This is a genomic window from Anaerocolumna chitinilytica (genome assembly GCF_014218355.1).
Taxonomy (GTDB): domain Bacteria; phylum Bacillota; class Clostridia; order Lachnospirales; family Lachnospiraceae; genus Anaerocolumna; species Anaerocolumna chitinilytica.
In genome coordinates this window covers 356,787-378,466 of the sequence record NZ_AP023368.1, presented here as the reverse complement: position 1 = coordinate 378,466, position 21,680 = coordinate 356,787, and the positions used below count along the sequence as shown (strand labels likewise).

At 39.4% G+C, this 21,680-nt stretch carries 22 protein-coding genes and 1 pseudogene; 4 read left to right on the top strand and 19 right to left on the bottom strand.

Annotated elements, in window-relative coordinates; all coding sequences use genetic code 11:
• Positions 1–2 precede the first annotated feature (2 nt).
• On the top strand, positions 3–227 hold the full coding sequence (locus tag bsdcttw_RS01705) for a helix-turn-helix domain-containing protein (RefSeq protein WP_185257731.1): 225 nt from the start codon (positions 3–5) through the stop codon (positions 225–227).
• 68 nt (positions 228–295) lie between these two features.
• Here the strand turns inward: bsdcttw_RS01705 and bsdcttw_RS01700 are convergent, their stop codons facing one another.
• The 3 genes from bsdcttw_RS01700 to bsdcttw_RS01690 all read right to left on the bottom strand — a co-directional run bounded on the left by bsdcttw_RS01700 (position 296) and on the right by bsdcttw_RS01690 (position 3,597).
• The gene (locus bsdcttw_RS01700; RefSeq protein WP_185257730.1) at positions 296–1,867 is read right to left on the bottom strand and encodes a recombinase family protein; all 1,572 of its coding nucleotides are present in this window, start codon (positions 1,865–1,867) and stop codon (positions 296–298) included.
• Complete coding sequence (locus tag bsdcttw_RS01695; protein WP_185257729.1) at positions 1,864–2,031, bottom strand: hypothetical protein; 168 nt, start codon at positions 2,029–2,031, stop codon at positions 1,864–1,866. Before bsdcttw_RS01695 ends, bsdcttw_RS01700 begins: the two co-directional genes overlap by 4 nt.
• Positions 2,032–2,172: 141 nt before the next feature.
• A complete protein-coding gene (locus tag bsdcttw_RS01690) occupies positions 2,173–3,597 on the bottom strand; it encodes an NCS2 family permease (RefSeq protein WP_185257728.1) in 1,425 nt (474 codons plus the stop codon).
• Between the two features lie 220 nt (positions 3,598–3,817).
• Between bsdcttw_RS01690 and bsdcttw_RS01685 the strand changes: the two genes are divergently transcribed.
• Positions 3,818–4,753, top strand: a complete 936-nt coding sequence (locus tag bsdcttw_RS01685; protein WP_185257727.1) for a magnesium transporter CorA family protein — start codon at positions 3,818–3,820, stop codon at positions 4,751–4,753.
• Here bsdcttw_RS01685 and bsdcttw_RS01680 read toward each other — a convergent pair.
• From bsdcttw_RS01680 to dtd, 9 genes and pseudogenes are all read right to left on the bottom strand, one after another.
• Positions 4,748–5,521, bottom strand: a complete 774-nt coding sequence (locus bsdcttw_RS01680; RefSeq protein WP_197979818.1) for a DUF3990 domain-containing protein — start codon at positions 5,519–5,521, stop codon at positions 4,748–4,750. The genes bsdcttw_RS01685 and bsdcttw_RS01680 overlap by 6 nt on opposite strands.
• Positions 5,511–5,729 carry a DUF3791 domain-containing protein gene (locus bsdcttw_RS01675; protein ID WP_225903763.1) on the bottom strand — a complete coding sequence of 73 codons (219 nt, stop codon included), beginning with the start codon at positions 5,727–5,729 and terminating at the stop codon, positions 5,511–5,513. The genes bsdcttw_RS01680 and bsdcttw_RS01675 overlap by 11 nt, the downstream gene beginning before the upstream one ends.
• Before the next feature lie 20 nt (positions 5,730–5,749).
• Positions 5,750–5,875 (bottom strand): annotated as a pseudogene (locus bsdcttw_RS01670) (sporulation transcriptional regulator SpoIIID); the annotation flags it as partial.
• Between the two features lie 169 nt (positions 5,876–6,044).
• Positions 6,045–6,428: a NusG domain II-containing protein gene (locus bsdcttw_RS01665; RefSeq protein ID WP_185257725.1), complete on the bottom strand. Its 384-nt coding sequence runs from the start codon at positions 6,426–6,428 to the stop codon at positions 6,045–6,047.
• A gap of 28 nt (positions 6,429–6,456) precedes the next feature.
• Entirely contained in the window at positions 6,457–6,705 is a 249-nt protein-coding gene (gene spoIIID, locus bsdcttw_RS01660; RefSeq protein ID WP_185257724.1) for a sporulation transcriptional regulator SpoIIID, read from the bottom strand.
• 72 nt (positions 6,706–6,777) lie between these two features.
• Positions 6,778–7,251 carry an acyl-CoA thioesterase gene (locus tag bsdcttw_RS01655; protein ID WP_185257723.1) on the bottom strand — a complete coding sequence of 158 codons (474 nt, stop codon included), beginning with the start codon at positions 7,249–7,251 and terminating at the stop codon, positions 6,778–6,780.
• Between the two features lie 665 nt (positions 7,252–7,916).
• Positions 7,917–8,849 carry a cysteine synthase A gene (cysK, locus tag bsdcttw_RS01650; RefSeq protein ID WP_185257722.1) on the bottom strand — a complete coding sequence of 311 codons (933 nt, stop codon included), beginning with the start codon at positions 8,847–8,849 and terminating at the stop codon, positions 7,917–7,919.
• Between the two features lie 395 nt (positions 8,850–9,244).
• Positions 9,245–10,015 carry a hypothetical protein gene (locus tag bsdcttw_RS01645; protein WP_185257721.1) on the bottom strand — a complete coding sequence of 257 codons (771 nt, stop codon included), beginning with the start codon at positions 10,013–10,015 and terminating at the stop codon, positions 9,245–9,247.
• 180 nt (positions 10,016–10,195) lie between these two features.
• Positions 10,196–10,648: a D-aminoacyl-tRNA deacylase gene (dtd, locus tag bsdcttw_RS01640; RefSeq protein WP_185257720.1), complete on the bottom strand. Its 453-nt coding sequence runs from the start codon at positions 10,646–10,648 to the stop codon at positions 10,196–10,198.
• A 159-nt stretch (positions 10,649–10,807) separates the two neighbouring features.
• Here dtd and bsdcttw_RS01635 point away from each other — a divergent pair, with 159 nt between their 5' ends.
• On the top strand, positions 10,808–11,479 hold the full coding sequence (locus tag bsdcttw_RS01635) for a phosphatase PAP2 family protein (protein ID WP_185257719.1): 672 nt from the start codon (positions 10,808–10,810) through the stop codon (positions 11,477–11,479).
• 44 nt (positions 11,480–11,523) lie between these two features.
• On the opposite strand, the gene bsdcttw_RS01630 is transcribed toward bsdcttw_RS01635, so the two are convergent.
• The 3 genes from bsdcttw_RS01630 to bsdcttw_RS01620 form a co-directional block, all read right to left on the bottom strand.
• Complete coding sequence (locus tag bsdcttw_RS01630) at positions 11,524–12,540, bottom strand: glycosyltransferase family 2 protein (RefSeq protein WP_185259654.1); 1,017 nt, start codon at positions 12,538–12,540, stop codon at positions 11,524–11,526.
• A 249-nt stretch (positions 12,541–12,789) separates the two neighbouring features.
• Positions 12,790–15,318: a hypothetical protein gene (locus bsdcttw_RS01625; protein WP_185257718.1), complete on the bottom strand. Its 2,529-nt coding sequence runs from the start codon at positions 15,316–15,318 to the stop codon at positions 12,790–12,792.
• Positions 15,312–16,583 (bottom strand): class I SAM-dependent methyltransferase, encoded by a 1,272-nt coding sequence (locus bsdcttw_RS01620; protein ID WP_185257717.1) that lies wholly within the window; start codon positions 16,581–16,583, stop codon positions 15,312–15,314. Before bsdcttw_RS01620 ends, bsdcttw_RS01625 begins: the two co-directional genes overlap by 7 nt.
• 202 nt (positions 16,584–16,785) lie before the next feature.
• Between bsdcttw_RS01620 and bsdcttw_RS01615 the strand changes: the two genes are divergently transcribed.
• Positions 16,786–18,699: a hypothetical protein gene (locus tag bsdcttw_RS01615; RefSeq protein WP_185257716.1), complete on the top strand. Its 1,914-nt coding sequence runs from the start codon at positions 16,786–16,788 to the stop codon at positions 18,697–18,699.
• A 61-nt stretch (positions 18,700–18,760) separates the two neighbouring features.
• Here bsdcttw_RS01615 and bsdcttw_RS01610 read toward each other — a convergent pair whose 3' ends face one another.
• From bsdcttw_RS01610 to bsdcttw_RS01595, 4 genes are all read right to left on the bottom strand, one after another.
• Positions 18,761–19,570: a YwmB family TATA-box binding protein gene (locus bsdcttw_RS01610; protein ID WP_185257715.1), complete on the bottom strand. Its 810-nt coding sequence runs from the start codon at positions 19,568–19,570 to the stop codon at positions 18,761–18,763.
• Between the two features lie 117 nt (positions 19,571–19,687).
• Positions 19,688–20,116, bottom strand: coding sequence for a ribose 5-phosphate isomerase B (rpiB, locus tag bsdcttw_RS01605; protein WP_185257714.1), 429 nt, complete (start codon positions 20,114–20,116; stop codon positions 19,688–19,690).
• Positions 20,113–20,571: a low molecular weight protein arginine phosphatase gene (locus bsdcttw_RS01600; RefSeq protein WP_185257713.1), complete on the bottom strand. Its 459-nt coding sequence runs from the start codon at positions 20,569–20,571 to the stop codon at positions 20,113–20,115. The genes rpiB and bsdcttw_RS01600 overlap by 4 nt, the downstream gene beginning before the upstream one ends.
• A gap of 21 nt (positions 20,572–20,592) precedes the next feature.
• On the bottom strand, positions 20,593–21,648 hold the full coding sequence (locus tag bsdcttw_RS01595) for an L-threonylcarbamoyladenylate synthase (protein ID WP_185257712.1): 1,056 nt from the start codon (positions 21,646–21,648) through the stop codon (positions 20,593–20,595).
• Positions 21,649–21,680: the final 32 nt, after the last annotated feature.

Sequence of the window (21,680 nt, the reverse complement as noted above, 5' to 3'; positions counted from 1 at the left end):
CTATGAAAAATCTAATAGGAGACCGGGTTAGAGAAGCCAGATATAAAAGGAGCCCGAAAATTACACAAGTGGATTTACTTGCAAGGCTGGCAATCAGAGGTGTTTATATGGAAAGTACCTCAATATCTAAAATCGAGTCATACAAAAGACCGGTAACAGATATCGAACTGGTGGCATTGGCCGATTCTTTAAATGTCAGTATATTATGGCTTTTAAGCAAAGAATAATGAACATATCTTAACAAAAGCTGCGCATACATCTATGTTTGTATGTGCAGCTTCTGAATATTTTTCATTCATTCATCGTATCCTTCACACTTTTCCTGTTTTTGTGCGAGCTTTTTTATCTCAATTATGATATTTCCTTTTTCATCAGCATCGATCCTTTCTATTATCCTCCTTAGATTGATATTGTCGGAGAAGGTTTTCCTGATATATGATTTTAGTATCTTATCCTCCGTATCTTTTTGATTTGCCTCATAACTTACCACATCTTTCTCCTCAGACGGCAGGTGTTCGGGCAGATTCACATTACCGCCCTCATAGCCCGTCTGAGATTCTCTTCTGAATAACTGTTCATTGAGATTTGACAGTTCATTCTCTATTCTGCTTGTATGGAGCTTCAATTCGCTAAGTGATATAACCTCAAAGGTATATAGTTCTATGTATTTGTTTCTTTCTTTCTCTTTTTTACAGATTTCTTTTTTTAAGCTTTGTACTTTTAAAAGAGTTTCATCAACTTCTAATAGCTTCCCCTCTTTTAACATGGTTTCTGCCACAGCCTGATTTTCCTTAAATACCATTGCAAAATAACCATGGATCGCATCTATAAGTTCTTCTTCTCTCAAAGATATGGCATTGGAGCAGCTGGTTGTACCATTTTTATTTCTTGTGCTGCATACCCAGGTTGTTATTGTATTTTTATAGGTTCTGGAAAGTCTGCGAAAGTAACCGCTGCATTCGCTGCAGATAATCAATTGGCTGAAGAGATGCTTGCCGGTTTCTGCGGTTCCCGGTGTTTTTCCAGCTTTTCTTCGGTTTGTTTTTAATTTATGTGCTTTTGAATATGTTTCCTCATCAATAATTTGGAGTTCCGGCTTATAGGTAATAAACCAGTTTTCCTCTTCCCGTTTTATTCGTTTACCGGTAAGGAAATCTTCTATTTCCTCTTTTCCGTTTATTACCTTTCCGATATAGATTTCATTATCCAGAATCCGGCAAATACTGGATTGGTTCCAGCTGCAGCCTTTCTTAGTCTTTATTCTTTCGTTGTTTAAGATTTCCGCAATTTTAGAAGCTCCCTTTTGACCTCTTATATATAGGTCGAATATCCTTTTTACAACCTTCGCTTCCTTTTCATTAATTTTCAAATCAAAATATTCACCGGGTATTTTATCATATCCGTATACAAGATTAGGCACTCTTCCTAGTCTCGCATTCTGCTTTTTACCAAACTTCACACGCTTTGAGGTATTTGCGCTTTCCTCCTGGGCAATTGCACTTAGCATGGTCAGCATAAATTCTGAGCTTTCCGAAGAGGTCTGATCATAATTAACAAATATAACCTTAATCCCCCAAGCCTTAAGCCGTCTTATACTGGTAAGGAAATCCACTGTATTTCTTGCAAGTCTTGAAATGTCTTTAATCAGTATAAGGTCAAATTCACCGCTTGATGCATCCTTTAAAAGATTTAGTAATTGGGTTCGGTTCTTCATTTTGGTTCCGCTTTTACCTTCGTCTGCGTAAATATGTACCAGCTCGTACTCATTTCTGGCTGCATATTCTAAAAAAAACTTCTGCTGACTTTCCAGACTGTCAAGCTGTTCTTCCTGCTTTGTAGAGACTCTGCAATAAGCTGCTGCCTTCAAATTCTGTCATCCTTCCCTTTATGTAACCGTTCTCTGTCCTTAAGCTCTTCCAGAATAATCTCAGCCAGATATTTTGCAGTGAGGAAAGAAGAGTTGGGATTCTTGATATTAATCTTTAACTTTTGTTTCCCATAAAGCTGTTGGTCTTGTTTCAATTGTTTCATTTTTCCGGCTAATTGTTTTTATTTAATCATATGACAACCCTCCCCACGATATGATAAGTAAAAAAGAAGACCTCCTTTACGGAAGTCCTCTTCTTTCAAATAAAAATATATTAAATTATAGATAAAAGGAATTATTCGTAATTAATGTTCGATGAAAGCCAATACCACAAAGTTTATAATAAATAAAGCACTTGCAACCCAAACGATAGGATGAACTTCCTTTGCTTTTCCCTTGCAGGTCTTTACGAGGCAATAGAATATAAAACCAGCTGCAATTCCGTAGGAAATGCTGTAGCTGAAGGCCATAAAGATTGAAGCAAAAAATGCAGGAATTGCTACGTCTAAGTCAGTCCAGTCAATTTCTTTGAAGGAAGACATCATCATAATACCTACTGCTATAAGAGCAGGAGCGGTAGCCTGAGTAGGTACGATGCTTACGATATTTCCGAGGAAGATACTAAGAAGGAATAAAACTGCTGTAACAACACTGGTAAGTCCTGTACGTCCGCCGGCACCGATACCTGCAGCACTCTCAACATAAGTGGTTGTATTGGAAGTACCGAAAATAGCTCCGATAGAAGTTGCAATGGAATCAGCAAATAAAGCCTTGTCCATCTTTGACTTAAAGCCATTTCCATCCTGAAGTGCTTTCTCATCCTCTGCGTCAAAGATACCGCTTCTCTTACCGGTTCCGACAAAGGTTCCGATTGTATCAAATGTATCGGATAAACTGAATGCAAAGATTGTCATTAATACAAGAGGAATTCTGGAAGCATCCTTAAAAAGAGATACAATTCCCTCTGAACCGAGAGCGGAACCAAACACGGTACCTAAGCTCTTAAAGGAATCTGCAAGACCGGAAGTTCCTTTTAAATCAGAAATGTTAACAACACCCATGGGAATACCGATAATGGTTGTTGCAGCTATACCAATCAGGATAGCGCCTTTTACCTTTAAAACTAATAATACAAATAATATAAGAATGCCGATAAGGGCAAGAATAACTTTTTTATCATTAAAGTCCACAAGTCCGGGAATTGCACTGCTGCTTCCGATGATTGTTCCGCCATCCAGTGCTGTATATGTTCCGGGATCTAATGTAAATTTGATTAAACCGGCATTCTTAATTCCTATGTAAGCGATAAAGATACCGATACCACCTCCGATAGCACTCTGGAGACCGGAAGGAATTGCTTTTACGATCAATTTACGTACTTTTGTTACAGTTATAAGAATATTGATAAGTCCGCATAAAAATACCATTGCTAAAGCTTCTTTCCAGGAAAATCCCAGAAGAAATACTACAGTATAAGTAAAGAATGCATTCAATCCCATACCAGGAGCCTGTGCATAAGGCACATTAGCAAACAACCCCATTACCAGCGTACCAACAACAGATGAAATAATTGTTGCTAAAAATATTGCTCCAAAGGGTATTCCTGTCTGGCTTAATATCTGCGGATTTACAAATATGATGTAAGCCATTGCAAAGAAGGTTGTGATACCCGCTACAATTTCTGTAGAAACCGTAGTGCCATGTTCTTTCAGTTTAAAAAACTTTTCCATAACTTTCTCCTTTTGATTGTTAACAAATTTACCTATACAGGCGAACACTGATTATTATAATAGATTACGTCGGTTTTTGAAAGTTTTCTTTTCTATTCCTTTTATTATTATTCATAATGTTATTTATTTGATTAGCTTATATATTCATAGTAAGTGTATATTTTATACTTAAGGGTTTTATGGTATAATTAAGGAAACGGTATCGTGAAAGGAATAATATATGTTTTATCAGATTAAGGACAGGCTCTGTCCCATCTCTATGAAAGAATACGATCCCTCCATACTTACACTAGGCATTATCAGTCTAAAGGAACTGACCGAGTGTTATGCCTCCTTTGGTTTCTCTCAAACCACTGTTATGGAATGTCAGGATACTACAAGAAAGCTTCATGGCATTATGGGAATATACGATGATTATCATTTCTGTATTATCACAGCAATTGATACAAAGTATTTTATCCATCTTGAGGACAGAATAGGCATCTATATTAAAGAAAATTTATTTTTAGTTGTGATTATCAAAGATCAGGATAACAGCATCCATATGGATCTATTTGATTCCCTGGATAAGCTGAACTTATCCAAGATTTCTCTGGAAAGGCTGATCTATGGATTTCTGGAGAGACTTCTTATTAATAATTATGAGATGCTGGAGGAGATCGAAAACACAATAAGTGTATATGAAGAGAATATTGATGATAACAGATTACCAAAAGATTTTTATCATGAAATTGCCGGTGTAAGAAAGAGACTGCTCCTTCTGGATAATTATTATGAGCAGCTCATCTTCATCGGCGAAGAACTTAAGGACAATTCTATTGGTCTTTTTGACGAAGGACATCTTCGTTATTTCAAGCTATTTACCGACCGTGTCAACAGGCTTAGCGAAAACGTCAGAAAACTTGATGATTACAGCATCCATGTAAGGGATGCCTATCATGCAAGGATGGATTATAATCTTAACAACATCATGAAATTGTTTACTGTAATTACTACTATTTTTCTGCCTCTAACTTTGATTGTAGGCTGGTATGGAATGAATTTTAGCAATATGCCGGAACTAAGGTGGAAATTCGGCTACCCATTTGTTATCCTCCTCAGTATTGTAGTAGTAATTATAAATATATTGTATTTCAAAAGAAAGAAGTTCCTATAACACCTCTTTCTCTTTATCAGGGTCCTCTGCATACTCTCTGAAAAATTCATCGGCTACAAACTCTGCGCTCTCTGCCCACATCAGAGAGCCTGTTTTTTGCAGCGTCTCATATGCTTTTGAACGGTAGAATTCATAAAGACAGTCATCAAAGGTTTTGCCGGTTTCTGCGGCAATCAAGCGTACAACATGTTCAACTTTCATAAGGATATCAAGAGTAATATCCTGATCTCTATAGCAATAAAGGGTCTTCATACTTTCCTCCATGGATTGGGCTTTTACCGGCTTAAGTTCTTTCCGGCCCAGATATGTCAGGTATTTCAGAGCTTTTTGTGTATGCAGGGATATCTGATCATGAGCCTGAAAGGGACGCAATTGTTCCAGTGCTGTTTCCTGGTTATAGATTCCTGCTACATAAAGAGCGATTGTTCTCATAATATTGTCATCCGCTACCGGTCCTATTACAATATCATATGTGTGCTGAATTCCTCCGTAAAGCCTGTTGTCTTTAATCATTGAAAGCCATTCGCTGGTAAGTCCCGGATACTTCATTACGGAAAGCTCTTCTGTTAATTGAAGTTTAAATTCCATAACGAATCTGCCTTCACCGCCGTACCGAATGTACATGTTTTCTGCCCAGCCCTCTGCCTGTTCTCTGAAGGTTGTGGTATAAAAGCCTCTTCCGAAATCCCTTTTGTCCTTTGAAAAACTCAAATCAACCTGGTCAAACTTTACATTCGTCCCATGGTACAAATATATTTCATTTTGCATCCAGCACTCTCCTTAAAATGTCCTCCACAAAGTATATGCTCTCCTCCATACTTTGTGTATGCAATGTCTTGTACTGTAACCGTAAGAGGTCTATAATACCGTTGCACCGAAATAACAAAAAGACTTCCCAGGTCTTCATATTGTGGTTTTTAGCATAGCCTTCAATGGCCTCTATCACCATAAGGTTCTTGTCATTTTCCAAATCCACACTATCCCTCCGTTCACTTTTGTTACATCTTTATGTACCGTTGATTTTGAAATGCCAAACTGCTTCGCTGTCTGCCTCACGGTCGCATTGTTGTCGATTATGTAGTTGGCTATTTCCACTGCTCTTTCTTCTATATAGCCTTTCAAAAGGATATCCCCCTATTGTACTTGTTTCTATAATTGTATGCATGACTATTACAAATTATATCCGGTTACTTCAAAGGAAATATAGAAAAATGCCGTAAATCAGCCGCATAGACTGTTTGAAGAAACAGCCTGTCAGCTAACTTACGGCAGGATAATATATGCCTATACTTTAATTTGTAGAACCGTCTACTTCACCGTCATCGCCGCCGGTAATTTTTACTACGACCTTATTCGGCAAACAGATGATGCTCTCACCGGTTTTATTTATCTTTCTTGATTTTACACATATTTTATCCGGGCAGCTTGCCTCAGTAACATCAGCATAACCATCCTTTATTACAAGGAGATTAGTGCTTCCGTTAACACCATGTATCGTGGCAGAGATATCTTTGTTTAAAGGGTACTCCTTATAAACCGCACCATCCACTGTGACCACCACCATCTTACCGTCCTTTTGTGTAAACCGAAAGGCCAGAAACCCTACTAGAGCTAAAACCAATATCACTCCTAATAAAATAATATCTTTCTTTTTTACATATGTGTTCTTATCCAAAGGTAACTCCTTATCTAATCCTTTTGTGTCAGGCTTTCTTATACTTTCTTCTCGTAGCCAATCCGCCTCTTATGTGCCGTTGTGCTTTATTCAACATAAGAATCTCATTTACAGCACTATAAAGCTGCTTATTAATACACGGCAGTCTATCCTGCAGATCTTTATGTACGGTTGATTTACTGACACCATACCGGATAGCCGTCTCCCGTACAGTCGCTTTTTGTTCAATCGTATAATTGGCTAGCTCAATTATTCTCTCCTCCATATATGGATGCATACCAGGGCCCCCAAGCTTGTTTTTTCTAATATATGCCTGTTTGTCCCCTTATATGTCAGAAGAAAATACCCTTTAGAAGCCTTCAGTACGCCTTAATTTACGTAGTTTATTCCGCTTAACAGCACCTTCCCATTCAGCTCTTTGAACCTCTGTTGTCAGGGTGAGCTTTGGAACCTTCACCGGTCTGCCATCCTTATCGATTGCGACATATACCAGATATGCCCGGTTAATTGGTTTTCTGGTCCCTGAGAGTTCTTCCAAATAAGTATCTACTCTTATCTCCATGGATGTAGTTCCTACATGTGTGATTCTGCCGATAAGCACAATTGTATCATTGATAAAGGCACCTGCTTTAAATTGAAGATTATCGATTGCTGCTGTTGTAATGTCACACTCCGCATGTCGTTTTGCAGTGATGCCTCCCACAATATCAATCCATTCCATCAGCTGCCCGCCAAAGAGCCTTCCGCTTCCGTTGATATGGCCAGGCATCAGAAGGTGAACCTGTTCTGTGATAGATTCTTCTACTGTTTTTGCTTCCTTCATAGTATCTTTCCTTCCTGCAGATTATCTTTTGCATTGCCTTAAGGTTATTCCTTCTCCCACTCTAACATTATCTAATCGCCTTGCTTTTGTCAAGGGCGTTCCTGTTTCGTGAAAGAATAAAAGGTCAGGGTTGTATGAAATACAAGGGGGACTGAGGGCGGACGATGACAGCTTGTTCCGTTGAGGTATTTATCTGGTTCAGGGTTTCGAATTCCACTAAGATGACACCCTTTATTCCAGGCAGGCTAAATTACACCAAACTCGCTTCTGCCTTTTGGTTATGTAACATTCTGCGCTCAAACATGGTGTAATTTAGCCTTGTCATAAAGGCTATCATCTAAGTGTCATACGAACCCCCTCAATAGATAAATACCTCAACGGAACAAGCTGCCATCTGTGTATAGCCTTAAATTTCCTATGTATTTATTACAAGGCAAAGTAGTATTGAATGGTAAATATACTTTTATACTCTATGATTAGATATGATTAAATTAGATTCTGCTGTGTAGTGTATTCCTTTTACTACGTAAAAAAGCCTGTAATATCTCCTCATGCATGTATGCAAGCACACTGCATGCCGGAAATGTTACAGACCTTTTCTAATTTACAAAAAGAAGGTATCAAAATGGGAGGCTATGAGGCTATATATGGCTGGGTATAATTAATTATTCAGAAAATAAAGGTGTGGATAAATATCTTTCACCGGTATCAGGCAGAAGTACCACAATGGTCTTTCCTTCATTTTCAGGACGTTTAGCAATCTGTGTTGCAGCCCAGGCTGCTGCACCGGAGGAGATACCTACTAACAGGCCTTCTGTTTTAGCAATCTCTCTGCCAGTTGCAAAAGCATCTTCATTATCAACTGTTATAATCTCATCATAAACTTCGGTATTTAAAATCTTCGGAACAAAACCGGCTCCAATACCCTGAATCTTATGAGGGCCAGGGGTTCCCTTGGATAATACAGGGGATGCACTGGGCTCTACGGCAATTATTTTTACATCGGGATTCTGGCTCTTTAAGTATTCGCCAACACCTGTAATCGTACCGCCGGTACCGATACCAGCTACAAAGATATCAACCTTTCCGTCTGTATCTTCCCAAATCTCAGGACCGGTTGTTTTTCTATGAACTTCCGGATTAGCGCTGTTAACAAACTGTCCCGGAATAAAAGAACCTTCAATTTCTTTTGATAATTCTTCCGCTTTTGCAATAGCACCGCTCATACCCTTGCTGCCTTCGGTAAGTACCAGCTCTGCGCCATATGCCTTTAAGAGATTTCTTCTTTCAATACTCATTGTCTCAGGCATTGTAAGAATGATCTTATATCCTCTGGCTGCTGCTACAGAAGCTAAACCGATTCCTGTGTTACCACTGGTAGGTTCGATAATAGTAGCACCTGGCTTTAAGGCTCCTTTTGCCTCGGCATCATCTATCATTGCTTTTGCAATTCTATCTTTTACGCTGCCGGCAGGATTAAAATACTCTAACTTTCCAACGATGGTTGCTTTGAGTTCCTTTGATGCACTGAATTTACCAAGTTCTAATAATGGTGTTCTTCCAATTAGATCTGTAAGACTTTTTGCAATCTTTCCCATAACTTATTCTCCTTTATATTCTTTTTTATAATATTCTTTTATGATCTAACTATAATCTATCACAGGTATTTTTATTTGTCAATAGATTTTATCATATTTCATATCTGTTTAGTATGAATTATTTTAGAAGGCAATAATTCATACGCAAGAATGTGCCTCCGTTATCCTCGGCACACTCTTGCAGCGTTTTGGTGATCTGTTTCTTCGTTTAGTATGTATTATTTTAAGAACATTAATTCACAAACAATAATGTGTCTCCGTTATCTTTGAACACTCTTGCAGCATTTGATGATTGTATCTTTTTTCTGTATGTCTGCCGCATTCATTGAAAAATATCTGGACATAAAAAATAACTGCCTAGGCAGTCATAATCATTTGTATTTTACTGTATCTCTCTAGTTCTTATAAATATTCTTCCAGATTACCAGTGTAAGTTTCCCCTGAACAGCAGCTGAATATTCATTCGGAGGCACTTTAAAAGCATAATTCGCTGCTAATTTCAGCCTGCCTATCAGTTCTCCCTTACTTTTATCCCTTCCGATCCGGCTGAATTCTTCCGGCAGTTGGTTTAATGTAAGTCCGTCACCTGCTATGTAACCGGTACTATCACTTTCGTTATCGGCATGCTTTATCCGAAGAGATTCCTTCAGCTCTTTCTCTGTCCCGGATATCCGATATTCTGTTGTAAAGCCCTTGAGCTCTTGGGGCAACAGTTCTTTAAGCGCTTCAAGGTTAACCGTAAAGTTCCCGACTCCTATATCGTCCTTATCCGTTACAAACCTCCAATAAATCGGATCTGCAGTCAATGTCAGATTTATTCTACCTTCCTCTGAGGCTGTCGCAGAATTTTGTTTGTCAGGAGAACTTACGGGAAAGGTAATAGATATTTCTTCTCCTTCTAATAGCTTTGGCATAGATATTTCATCAGTCCCGTCCACTGTTAGAAGCTTATCCGTTGTTTGAAAATAAGCATACATTTCTTCCCCATCAAATCGGATAACCGGAGCTTCTCCGTTGGTAACAAAGGAAGGACTGCCTTTATCTACTCTCCCGCCGCCGGCAAATGCCTTAGGGTTACTGGTGCTTCCGCCCGGTAAAAGCAACGGTACCAGAAAGAACAGAAGAAAGAGAAAAAGGAGTAAAAACCTCTTTTTCCATCGTGCCATACTTACCTCTATTCTGCCGCTTACTGCGGCATATTCAAACAATCATAACACAGAATGACTACCATATTATTACATTTGTATTATATAGAAGTACAGCACTTTTTACAAGGAAAATACCCCTTAACCGTTCGACGCCTCTCCTTATATAACAAGGAAAGTCTCCAGAAATCTTGTCTTTTATTAATATCCTAACATTTCTTTCTCTAAAACAACAGTGAAGGGGCCGTCATTTAACAACTCAACTTTCATATCCGCTCCAAACTCTCCCGCTTCTACCCGTCCATACTTTTCTTTACAACTCTTCAAAAAGTATTCATAAAGCTCTTTCGCTTCTTCCGGTCCTGCTGCATTTAAGAAGTTAGGCCTATTGCCCTTTTTACAATCTGCATATAAGGTGAACTGTGATATGGCCATAATATCTCCGTCAATATCGCTTAGTGACAGATTGGTTTTACCTTCTTCGTCCTCGAATATCCGAAGTTTCAAGATCTTGTCCAAATACTTATCAATCGTCTCTTTCGTGTCATCCTTTCCAATTCCGATGAGAAGAAGAAAGCCTCTGTTTATCCTGGACTTAACTAAACCTTCTATCGTAACTGATGCATACTTCACTCTTTGTATTACAACCTTCATAGGGGTTCCTCCTCTTCTGATACCCAATTACTTATTCTTACATTTTTCTTAAGACCCACTGAATTATCTTTTAACAATATTGTTATCTTGTCCTTCCTATGCTATAATGCCAGTATTGCATTTACTTGAAAATCAAATAATTAAATGGAGGCCTATTGATTGAAAAATCTAATTAATAAATACAAGCACGGCTGGGTCCTATCCTATTTTATCATCTATATGGTATGGTTTTCTTACCTGGAACGTACTGTTACTAAGAACTACCACGTTATCCACATTAAACTGGATGATATGATTCCTTTTAATGAGTGGTTTTTGATTCCATATTTGTTATGGTTTTTGTATATCTTAGCAACTGTTTCTTATTTCTTTCTGACTTCCAGGGGGGATTTTTACAAGCTTACAGCCTTTTTATTCATCGGCATGACCATATGCCTGATTATTTACACTATATGGCCAAACGGACAGGACTTAAGACCTAACTTGGATGCTTTGGGAAGAGATAACATTCTTATACGTATTATTCGCATTCTGTACGGAACTGACACTGCAACCAATGTATGCCCCAGTATCCATGTATTTAATTCCATCGGTGCCAGCATCGCTATCATTAAGAGCGACAAACTAAAGAAGTATAGGTGGGTGTCCGTGGGTTCGGTTATCTTAACTGTTTTAATCAGCATGTCCACTGTATTCCTAAAACAGCATTCCGTCTTTGATGTCTTTATGGGCATACTGCTTTCATTTGTAATGTACCTGGTAGTCTATGTATTAATAGCAGGAAAACAGACATCCAAAGCAAAAGAAAAAGAAATATTTGCAAAGGTTTAATTTATACGTAAAATAGCTCTATTACAAAAATCTATGGGTTCGCTTTAAGTGAACCCATAGATTTTTCTTGATATACGATATCCAACTTCAACAATTTTTCTTCCGGCCTTTCCGGGTAGTGTCATGGACCTGCCAAGGACTTTATTATGAATTCTATGATAGAGCCTTCTGTTGTTTTTCTCGAGATATTCCCAGAGTTCTTTTTTCTTGGCAAGGCTCTCCGGCGTATTTTCTTTGATTAGAAAAACAGAGGAAACCGCCATCATCATCGTCAGATACTTAATCATGTAATTCTTAAGCTTACGGTTCTTGATTGCCATAATATCTTTATAATCAATCATTATCTTAGTGATACGAATCTGCTGATCAATTCTTTTAATCATATTCTTTTCATTAACGGACTGATCATCACGGCCGATGAAATAGCGATATAAATTCACATCCAAATAATACAAGGTTTTCACATAGGGCAGAGGCTGATAAACAAAAATATTATCCACATAAAAGGTGTGGCTTGGAAGCTTTAGTCCACAATCTTTTAATAACTTGGTGCGGTAAATTGCAGCATGCATGATGATCTGCTGGCTTTGCTTAAAGAACATAATATCGTTCCAGGTAAATATCTTCTCCTGGGGAAGCGCTGTCTTATAATCCATTACTTTGTGTTTATTAATGCTTGGTTTTTCATAGACATAATTGGCAATAAACAGGTCTACCATTTTGCCGTCTGTTACCAGACTTCTAAGAGTGGATAAAACTTTTGCCAGGGCAGCTTCATTTACCCAGTCATCACTGTCAACTACTTTAAAATACAAACCGGTTGCAGCCGCAAGTCCGGTATTCACCGCTTCACCATGACCTCCGTTTTCCTGATGGATAGCTTTGATAATATCCGGATAGCGCTTAGCATAGTCATCTGCTATGGCGGCAGTATTGTCTTTTGAACCGTCATTAACAATAATTATCTCCATCTCGTCTTTTCCGGTCAGCAATGTCTTAATAGCGTGCTCCATATATTCCTGAGAATTATAGCATGGTATCGCAACACTTAGCAACTTCATATTTGTACCCATCACCTATTGCAGAACTCCAATCGTAATTCTGCAATACTGCCACAATAAAATCATGTGAAACAAGTTCACAGAGTGAAAGAAGACCCTGTGGCATCCTTTCATATCTATATTTTCTTTCACTCCCTATATTTGTTCTCAAATTTTGGTATTCCTATACCTATTATATAGAGTTTATCTAAAACATCAATCAGGAAAGCCAATGTTAATATATAATTAAGTATTCCTTCATAAATATCATCAACTTTCTGGCAAATAGGTAAAGAACAGATTGCCTGCATTTTCGAACATAGTACCTGCATCCTTTAAACCGATCTTCATGGTTTTTCCGAGTTCCGGATCAATGACTGTTATATTATACATATCATAACCTATTATCAATACCGCTTTTCCCTTACTCTTTATTCCAATGACCGGTTGATTCTTGTTCAAATAATATAATACCTGGTCTAAGTCGCTCCCTGATATATTCAGATAAGCATCGGCAAACTTTTCCTTCAGCATAGCTGCAAGGCTGCTGCCTTCCTTGGGATAGGTATCCTCATATCCTTTTTTATAGCCGCTTAACATGGATACACATGCCCTTAGGCTATCACCGCTTCCATAAACAGGCTGAATTCCGGATACGCTGACCTGCGTATTTCGTATACCTCTTTCCCATATGATCTGCTGACGGCTATTCACAACTATACCAGCCAGATTATAGGCGGCCCTCACCGCATCACCAGCATTTTCGTATGACCCCGCCACGTCTCCCATGGCATAAACAATGAAAGCCGGCAGTGTAAGAACGGAGTCTTTCAACCTTAAGGTAGTATCTTCCGTAATAATAGTATTTTTTGTTTTAGTAAGTGAGGGCAGCTTCTCCATAATAGAGTTGCCCGGCAGGGAAATATAGTACTCTGTCAAAGTCTTTTCCGTAACCCTCTGATTAATGCGAAATGCCTTACTGCTATCAGTTACCCGGTTTAGAATATAATCATCAGGGGCTTCTTCATAATCCCCCGAACCATCCTTCTTCTCCCTTTTAAGGGTAATGATATTTCCGGCCACGGACGCCCCGGTAATATAATATCCGCTCTTTTTATATTCCTTTAGTACGTTTTTATCCTTATCAGATATCTCAATCTTATAAAGAAGCGTCATAGGGGTTCCATCCGGGGAAAGTACGCTGGCATTCTCCTTGGCATAGCCATAGATAAGATTGTTATCTATCTTACCAAGCAAGTTTATAACTTCACCCTCCGGTGCTTTAAAACTGTCCTTTACGCCTGTTTCCAGATCCAGAAGGGATATCTCAGTAACATTCTCTTTATCCTGATTATTCTCCCAGGCAATATAATGCTGGTTAACATCCACGATATAATTTTCTTTCTTCACATTTTCTGCTATGACTGTAAGATTATTCGTAATAAGATTATAGGAATAAATTTTGTTATTGAGTATAAAGTAAAATACCTGCTGGTTGTTAACATAACTGAAGCCATCCAGCTCTTCCTTTAAAAGCTGGTAAGTTATGCTCATTGGTATATAAAGAAGTTCTTCAATACGGTTCTCTCCGCTGTAGTAGCGATAGAATATCATACCAACGCAGCCTTCATATGCTCCTCTGTTCATGTAACCATAAACCATAAAATCTATATTACCATCATCATCCATCTTAAGAAGCTGAATGTCATGTTCTCCATAAATATCCCTGGTATAATCGGTATCGTCCTGCCTGAAGGAAAATACTCTTGTCATCTTATTTTCTATCTGATTATAATACCACAACTCACCCATCCGCACGAAGGAGAGCTTATTTTTCTTGCTATCCGTTAAGTATGGAATGTCCGGATTCTGGGTGATGCCAAGTTTAAACTCACTTTTTGCCAGGCTCGTTAGCTTCAGATCAAAATAGGATTCCATTGTCCTGTTATAATTTAACAAATACATCCTGGTGCTCGTATATCTGACCCGGTAGAACTCCCTTACCTGATAGAGTTCTTCACCAGATTCTGTCTTTGCTTTTATCGTATAATTTAAGTTTACCGATGCTGTATCAGTATTTATCTCATCTATGGTTGGAATTACGGGTCCGACAATCTCCGGCTTTAGGCTGCCCCAGGTGATAAGTTCAAAACTCGAATGGATATCCACATAGGCCAGAGAAGTACTGTTTGCACTGCTGTCAGGCTCAAGATAGGCAATGATGTCTGTGGCTTTCTCTTTATCCATTATGGAATCATGAAAGCTCATAATAAATTCCAGTTTCTCTGTCAGATAGGAATTGTCTATTCTTTTAACCTGTGTATAATAATTCATCTTTCTGCTTTTGCTCGTAACAAGGGTAAGCTTAACCGAGTACTCTTTGCTCATAGTGAGTTCCGGCTTCAGTTTGATATGGGCAGTTTTATTATCCCCTTCCTTTTCCAGTGCATTGATAGTGCCGGAATCCAGCAGGCTGCTCTCTTTTGTATCTCTTAGCTCATAAAGCACACGCTTTACATCATTTCCTTTTCCATCAATAACAATATCAAAACTTTGGTCAGAGGATAAAGGTGTAATAGCTTCCCTTACCAGATTCGCATCCAGATTGGTGCTGTAGCCATGGAGAAGGTTGCATTCTTTGTTATCCTGCCTTATTGTAACAACAGGAAAAGAGGTTTCACCCATTGCAACGGTTCCCTGTGTCTGATTCACTTCTTCCTCAATATCTTTTGAAAAATAGTAAAGGGCACCGCCAAATATAAATAATAATATAATAATTCGATATACGTGCTTTAGCATATGTCCACATCCTTACTAAGCAAATCATATAGCTTTGGTCTGACTCCTAAGAATTCTATCAGCTCTTCATATTCCTTAGAGCCTTTTATTCCTGCTGCATTGGTTTCTGCTTTGGAAGAATCCTGCCTGTCTTTTGCCTGTTCAGCAGTCTCTCCATGCTTTCTCTTTACAGCCCGAATTAAAATATTCTTAGGTGTATGTTCCATATCAATGAACTCCAGAATCTGAGTCTTATAGCCTGCTGACTCTAAAAGCTCTGCTCTTAAGCCGTCCGTTGCCAGGGCTGCTATTCTTTCCTTTATTAATCCATATTTCAGTATAGGGTTTAATAATTCACTTTTTATTTGGCGGTTTAATTCATGCTGACAGCAGGGAACTGACAATATTACCTCGGCTCCCCATTTTACAGCCTTATACAGTGCATAATCCGTGGCCGTATCACAGGCATGCAGTGTTACTACCATGTCTACTTTATCAACACCTTGATAATCTGCGATATCACCTACTAAAAAGTTCAGTTTATCATAACCGTACTTAACCGCCAAAGCATTACAATTGGCGATTACATCCTTTTTCAAATCAAGTCCTATAATGCGTACAGCATAACCTTTCACAATCTTTAGGTAATAATACATGGCAAAGGTAAGATAGGATTTTCCGCATCCAAAGTCAAGTACCGTTATTTCTCTGTCCTTCTTTAATGCAGGCAGAATATCTTCAATAAATTCCAGAAACCGATTTATCTGCCGGAATTTATCATACTTCTCCTTTATAATCTTTCCTTCATGATTCACCACTCCAAGGTCAAATAAAAAGGGAACAAAAGTACCCTCCTGTATAATGTACGCCTTTTCACGGTTATGAGAGGTATTGTTCCGCGGCGCTTTGCCGGCGGCCGGCAGCTCATTCGCTTCCGTCGACTGAAGTTTCTTAACCTTTAGGGTTTCCTTCCCCTTACTGCTGATTAACATTGTAACTTCTTTTTTCGTGCTTCTTAGCAAAAGCTGTTTCATCAACGGACCCATCCACTGGTTCAGCATTCCTATTAGCACATTTTTTTCCACATTTTTATGAAACACTTGATTATTTCTATATTCACAAACCTGAAACAAATCTTCATTCTTTATTGTAACTGGCCTTACCGTAATCTTCTTTGTATCTTCTCCCTTTACCGGATTACTGATTATCATATCTGTAAAATCTATATTCAGATTTTCCTCTATAATAGATAAATTATAGTCTTCCATCTTTCTAACCTCTTTCATCCTGCATTAAACACTTTCGATAATTCTCAATCTCTCTTATCACAAGCTAAATGAATACTGTCACTAGTGCTGTGACTAGTGCTGCAACCATTGTATCATAATGAATAAAATATTCCTACTGTTTTTATTTTTTAGGTTAACGGTTGGAACAGGGCTGCATATATTAGTTACAAAATGATATTGCACATGATAGGAGGATCTAATGAAATATTCTCGTCCAGAATATTCACCTTCCAACAATTCTTTTGGTAAATCCGGTATTCCAAATTATACCACTCAGCCGGCAAATTCTTTCGCAGAGGGTAAACAACCCTTTGTCGACTCCATTTATTCGGATCTTCTCGGAACAAAATCCGCAATGAATTTAAGCTATACCGGAATCTCTCCGTCAGATTTTGATAGAAGGGTAAACTCCATGCAGGATACTTTCACTACTCCCACAGTTGGTACATTACCTGGAGGTACCGCACCTGTTCAGCCTGGGACTACCTCTCCTTTTACCCCTGTATCTCCGGTAACCCCAACTCCTGCCGTAACATTTCCTGCAGGAACAATTCCTGTTATCCCTAACAGACCCAGTTCCCCAAGACCACTCTCCCCGACAACTCCTAATACTCCCGGGTTTACATTACCTGGAATAACTACTCCCACCGCAAGGCCCGGACTTCTTACCCAGCCTGCTATGCCCATCTCACCTACCAGACCTACTATACCGGGTATGAGCACTATGCCAGGTATGGGTACTATGCCGTCAAGACCTACTACTCCAGGGATGAACACCATGCCAGGTATGAACACTATGCCGGGTATGGGCACTATGCCATCAAGACCTACTACTCCGGGGATGAACACTATGCCAGGTATGAACACTATGCCGGGTATGGGCACTATGCCGTCAAGACCTACTGCTCCTGGCATGGGTACTATACCAGGTATGAACACTATGCCGGGCATGGGCACCATGCCGACAAGGCCTACTACTCCGGGGATGAACACTATGCCAGGTATGGGCACTATGCCGGGTATGGGCACTATGCCATCAAGACCTACTACCCCGGGTATGAACACTATGCCAGGTATGGGCACTATGCCATCAAGACCTACTGCTCCAGGCATGAACACTATGCCAGGTATGGGCACTATGCCAGGTATGAATACTATGCCGGGTATGGGCACTATGCCATCAAGACCTACTACCCCAGGGATGAACACCATGCCAGGTACTGGTATGCCTGCTAGACCTACCATGCCGCCAATACCAACCGCACCTGCCAGACCTACTACCCCTACTGCTCCGGGAACTACATCACCTACCATACCGACCGTACCTGGCTTTACAACTCCTACCATGCCAACGTCTCCCTTTAATCAGCCAGGTTCCACTATGCCCCCCAGCAGCACTTTACCCACTGGTTTTACCATCCCGGCAGCACCTGCAACTACTCCGGCTACCCCGGTGTTTACCCTTCCTGCCCTTCCTACTATCCCTTATATTCCTGACATTCCTTCCGTACCGGGAGATGTCACAATGCCAAGAAACAACGGAAATACCATCTCAACCCTTCCCAACCCTTCCAGCTCATTTCCGGGAACTATTTTGCCTACTATTCCTCCGGCTCCGGGCTTTATTCCAAGGGCACAGGATTATTCCGATAGCGAGGCAAATCACCGGGATGAATATGACTATAACTACAACCAGGGTTATTCTGCCGGTAACATTTATTTGACTGACATGTCTCCTTATCATGTACCTCTTGCCGTTCCTATGATGCCTTTGTATGGTTATGATAACTGTGAAGACGCTGCTAAGGATTTTGATTATATGAAACAGTTGTATCCCAAACAGGCTAAGATGATGTTATCTTTAATCGAAGAAGAATGTGATAAATTGGAATATGACGGAAGCTGTATGTTTGATGAGTATCCGGACAGAGTTTATTTAAGCCGCCTCGTAGATAAAATCTATACCAACCTTAATACAGTAAAACAGTCCAGTGTAAATGAAAACACCGCAGCTGATAACACTGATTGGCTAAAAGACATGACAGAAGTGCTCCTTTACAATGAAATGCTTGAGCGCCGTAAACGTTACAGAGGCAGAAAACGCTGGTTCTAATAAAAACGATGCATAAAAGAGGCTCACGGCTTCTTCTATGCATCATTTTTATACACACAGATTAATACCCTCCATTAATTACCGGTGTACCTAGGTAGACAATGGTGGTGTCTGTGTCTTTATCATATTGTATCGCAATGTGAATATTTATTTTAGTACCCATAGAGGTAACATATTCTTTCAGAATTCCGCTGTAGGCATACACCGTATAAAGCTCTGCTTCTCTGTTTGCATAAGCTACTTTACCTCCAAGGCTCTCTATCATGCCATCGGAAATCTTGTTCATACTCTCCAGGCTCAAATGTCCTTTATACGTACTGGAAAGCTGCATCGTTGTCTGTACATTTTCCGTTTTCAGATCTTTTAAAGCTTTTTCAAGCAGTTTTCGGTATTGCATCAGACTTTCAGTATTCTCATATAGCTTAAGCCTGATTAACATGTAGTGATGAAAATTAGATTTTCCGGCATCATCCTGCTGTTTTAAGGTTACCACTTTAATGGAGGTATCTGCATTCTTTCCATCTTTTTCATAAACCATTTCTGTTTCCTGACCATTATTTGAAACTATCGGAGCCTTTTCCATTTTAAGTCCAATGCTGTCAGCCAGGTAATATATATCGCTTTCTTTCTCTTCCTCACTTAAATTACTCTCACCGATACTGGCACACATCTCCAGTTCATAGGCTGATACATTACTATTCGTACTGACAAATGCCTGTAAAAGGCTTGTCTTAGGTATCAGCAGATGGTTTACCCCAACCTGTACAACAACTGCTATCCACAGTACACCCAAAATATAAAGCCATACTTTTTGGTTCTGTTTCAGCAATGTACTCCCTAACTGCTTATAAATACTTTGTTTTGTGTCCATATAACACCTCCGCCAATGTTATCCATACTTTCTTATATGGTATTTTTACCCATTGGCAGGAGATTATTCATAAACATTCTTTATTTCCTGCTATTCTATAGAATCGGAAATTTTATATTAATCTTCAATCTGGCTGATTCTTCTGATATGTCTTTCGTCCTGTGAGAAAGGTGTATCCAGGAAGGTATCAACTATCTTAAGTGCATGCCCTACTCCAACTACTCTGCCGCCCAGTGCAAGGATATTAGCATCATTATGCTGTCTGGTAGCTTCTGCGCTAAAACAGTCATGGCATAGTGCAGCGCGAATACCTTTTATTTTATTGGCAGTAATTGAAATACCAATTCCAGTGCCGCAGATCAGTATACCAAGTTCACACTCTTTGCTTAATACTGCCTCCGCCACCTTCTTTGCATAAACAGGATAATCACAGGATTCCTCCGTATAAGTACCGTAATCTTTATATGCCACACCTTTGCCTTCAAGGTGTTTTATAATTTCCTGCTTTAATTCATATCCGCCGTGGTCACATCCTAATGCTATCATGCATTCTCCTCCTCATTCAGTTTATATACTGTTTTCTTCACAAGTCTTGCTAACTCTACATAGCAGTCTTCATAATCTATAAGAGTTCCTCCATAAGGATCAGTCACATCGCCGCTTTCTCCGACAAACTCCTTAATGGTATAAGTATTCCCTGTATCTTTAAAATCCTCTATGACACTTTGCTTTTGCTTTTCTGTCATTGCCAATATCAATGTATTTTCGTCTATATCTGAATTCTTAAGAGGTTTTGAGAAATGTCCTTCTAATTCCAGGTTATGATTCTTTAACACTGTATCTGCCTTCGGGTTAAATGGCTCTGAAAATAAAACCACCAAACCTCTGGAAGTCACTTCAATATCACTGTTGGTCTCCATGCTCTTATATATAGTCTCAGCCATGGGGCTTCTGCACGTATTTCCGGTACAGACAAAAATAATCTTCTCATATTTTATCATACTAACCTCCATGCTAACATGTTATACTTTTTCAATATGATATCCGGCTGCCTTAAGAAGCCGATTCATAATAGCTTGTCCCAGGGAATTATCATAAAAGCTCTCAGAAAAAATATAATCCGCCTGTTGTGTGTCAAATTCGCGAAGTATCTGAAATAACCCGGCTGCAATTGTTTTCTCATCTTCCCTGGTTCCAATTACTTCCACGCTTCCATAATGATAAGCCTCCGCTGTTTCTTTCGTTGCAATAATTCCTACCCTATAGCCCTCTGCCTGCTTTACGGCAGCTGCTGAATTGATTGCCCGGATGACATTATCGCTTTCACCCTCATATATGGTTAATTGTCCTTTCGGTGCATAATGCCTGTATTTCATCCCCGGTGCTTTTGGCTTAAAATCATCATTATCAGGCTTTTTAAATAAACCCTTATCATATTCTGCCTCACCGGTAATCTCTTTTATATCTTCTAATGTAATAAACCCCGGCCGCAAGATAACCGGCACCTTACCGGTAACATCAACAATAGTGGATTCCAGCCCGATATCTGCCCTTCCACCGTCAATTATCATCTCTATTCTTCCGTCCATATCTTCCAGCACATGGTCTGCCGCAGTAGGACTTGGTCTTCCGGAGGCATTTGCACTGGGGGCAGCAATATAAGCGCCTGATTGTCTGATTAATTCATAGGCAATGGGATGGGACGGCATCCGAATAGCCACAGTATCAAGCCCTCCAGTAGTTTCCAAAGGGACTTTATTGCTTTTTTGAAAGATAAGGGTTAAAGGCCCGGGCCAAAAAGCCTGTGCCAGCTTTCTCCCAAGGGGAGAATCTCCTTCTGTTAAATCCTCCAGTGCCTTGATAGAACTGATATGCAGAATCAGAGGATTATCTGAGGGCCTTCCCTTGGCAGCATATATCTTTTTTGAAGCATCGCTGTTTAATCCATCGGCTCCAAGTCCATATACTGTCTCTGTCGGAAAAGCCACTAATCCTCCCTGCCTAATGATATCCGCAGCTTCTGTTATTTTTGCACTGTCTATTTGATTACTGTTTATTTTTATTATTTTAGTCTTCATTCGCTTTACCTAAACCGTAATTTATATTTCAT

What these genes read in the sequence shown, in the direction of transcription:
- dtd (WP_185257720.1), bottom strand. Translation starts at nt 10,648, where the DNA reads ATGAAGGTTGTAATACAAAGAGTGAAGTATGCATCAGTTACGATAGAA.
- rpiB (WP_185257714.1), bottom strand. Translation starts at nt 20,116, where the DNA reads ATGATAGCATTAGGATGTGACCACGGCGGATATGAATTAAAGCAGGAA.
- bsdcttw_RS01615 (WP_185257716.1), top strand. Translation starts at nt 16,786, where the DNA reads ATGAAATATTCTCGTCCAGAATATTCACCTTCCAACAATTCTTTTGGT.
- bsdcttw_RS01610 (WP_185257715.1), bottom strand. Translation starts at nt 19,570, where the DNA reads ATGGACACAAAACAAAGTATTTATAAGCAGTTAGGGAGTACATTGCTG.
- bsdcttw_RS01625 (WP_185257718.1), bottom strand. Translation starts at nt 15,318, where the DNA reads ATGCTAAAGCACGTATATCGAATTATTATATTATTATTTATATTTGGC.
- bsdcttw_RS01690 (WP_185257728.1), bottom strand. Translation starts at nt 3,597, where the DNA reads ATGGAAAAGTTTTTTAAACTGAAAGAACATGGCACTACGGTTTCTACA.
- bsdcttw_RS01680 (WP_197979818.1), bottom strand. Translation starts at nt 5,521, where the DNA reads ATGCAAAATGAAATATATTTGTACCATGGGACGAATGTAAAGTTTGAC.
- bsdcttw_RS01620 (WP_185257717.1), bottom strand. Translation starts at nt 16,583, where the DNA reads ATGAAAGAGGTTAGAAAGATGGAAGACTATAATTTATCTATTATAGAG.
- bsdcttw_RS01595 (WP_185257712.1), bottom strand. Translation starts at nt 21,648, where the DNA reads ATGAAGACTAAAATAATAAAAATAAACAGTAATCAAATAGACAGTGCA.
- bsdcttw_RS01695 (WP_185257729.1), bottom strand. Translation starts at nt 2,031, where the DNA reads ATGAAACAATTGAAACAAGACCAACAGCTTTATGGGAAACAAAAGTTA.
- bsdcttw_RS01655 (WP_185257723.1), bottom strand. Translation starts at nt 7,251, where the DNA reads ATGAAGGAAGCAAAAACAGTAGAAGAATCTATCACAGAACAGGTTCAC.
- bsdcttw_RS01645 (WP_185257721.1), bottom strand. Translation starts at nt 10,015, where the DNA reads ATGGCACGATGGAAAAAGAGGTTTTTACTCCTTTTTCTCTTTCTTCTG.
- bsdcttw_RS01630 (WP_185259654.1), bottom strand. Translation starts at nt 12,540, where the DNA reads ATGAAGTTGCTAAGTGTTGCGATACCATGCTATAATTCTCAGGAATAT.
- spoIIID (WP_185257724.1), bottom strand. Translation starts at nt 6,705, where the DNA reads ATGCATCCATATATGGAGGAGAGAATAATTGAGCTAGCCAATTATACG.
- cysK (WP_185257722.1), bottom strand. Translation starts at nt 8,849, where the DNA reads ATGGGAAAGATTGCAAAAAGTCTTACAGATCTAATTGGAAGAACACCA.
- bsdcttw_RS01600 (WP_185257713.1), bottom strand. Translation starts at nt 20,571, where the DNA reads ATGATAAAATATGAGAAGATTATTTTTGTCTGTACCGGAAATACGTGC.
- bsdcttw_RS01685 (WP_185257727.1), top strand. Translation starts at nt 3,818, where the DNA reads ATGTTTTATCAGATTAAGGACAGGCTCTGTCCCATCTCTATGAAAGAA.
- bsdcttw_RS01705 (WP_185257731.1), top strand. Translation starts at nt 3, where the DNA reads ATGAAAAATCTAATAGGAGACCGGGTTAGAGAAGCCAGATATAAAAGG.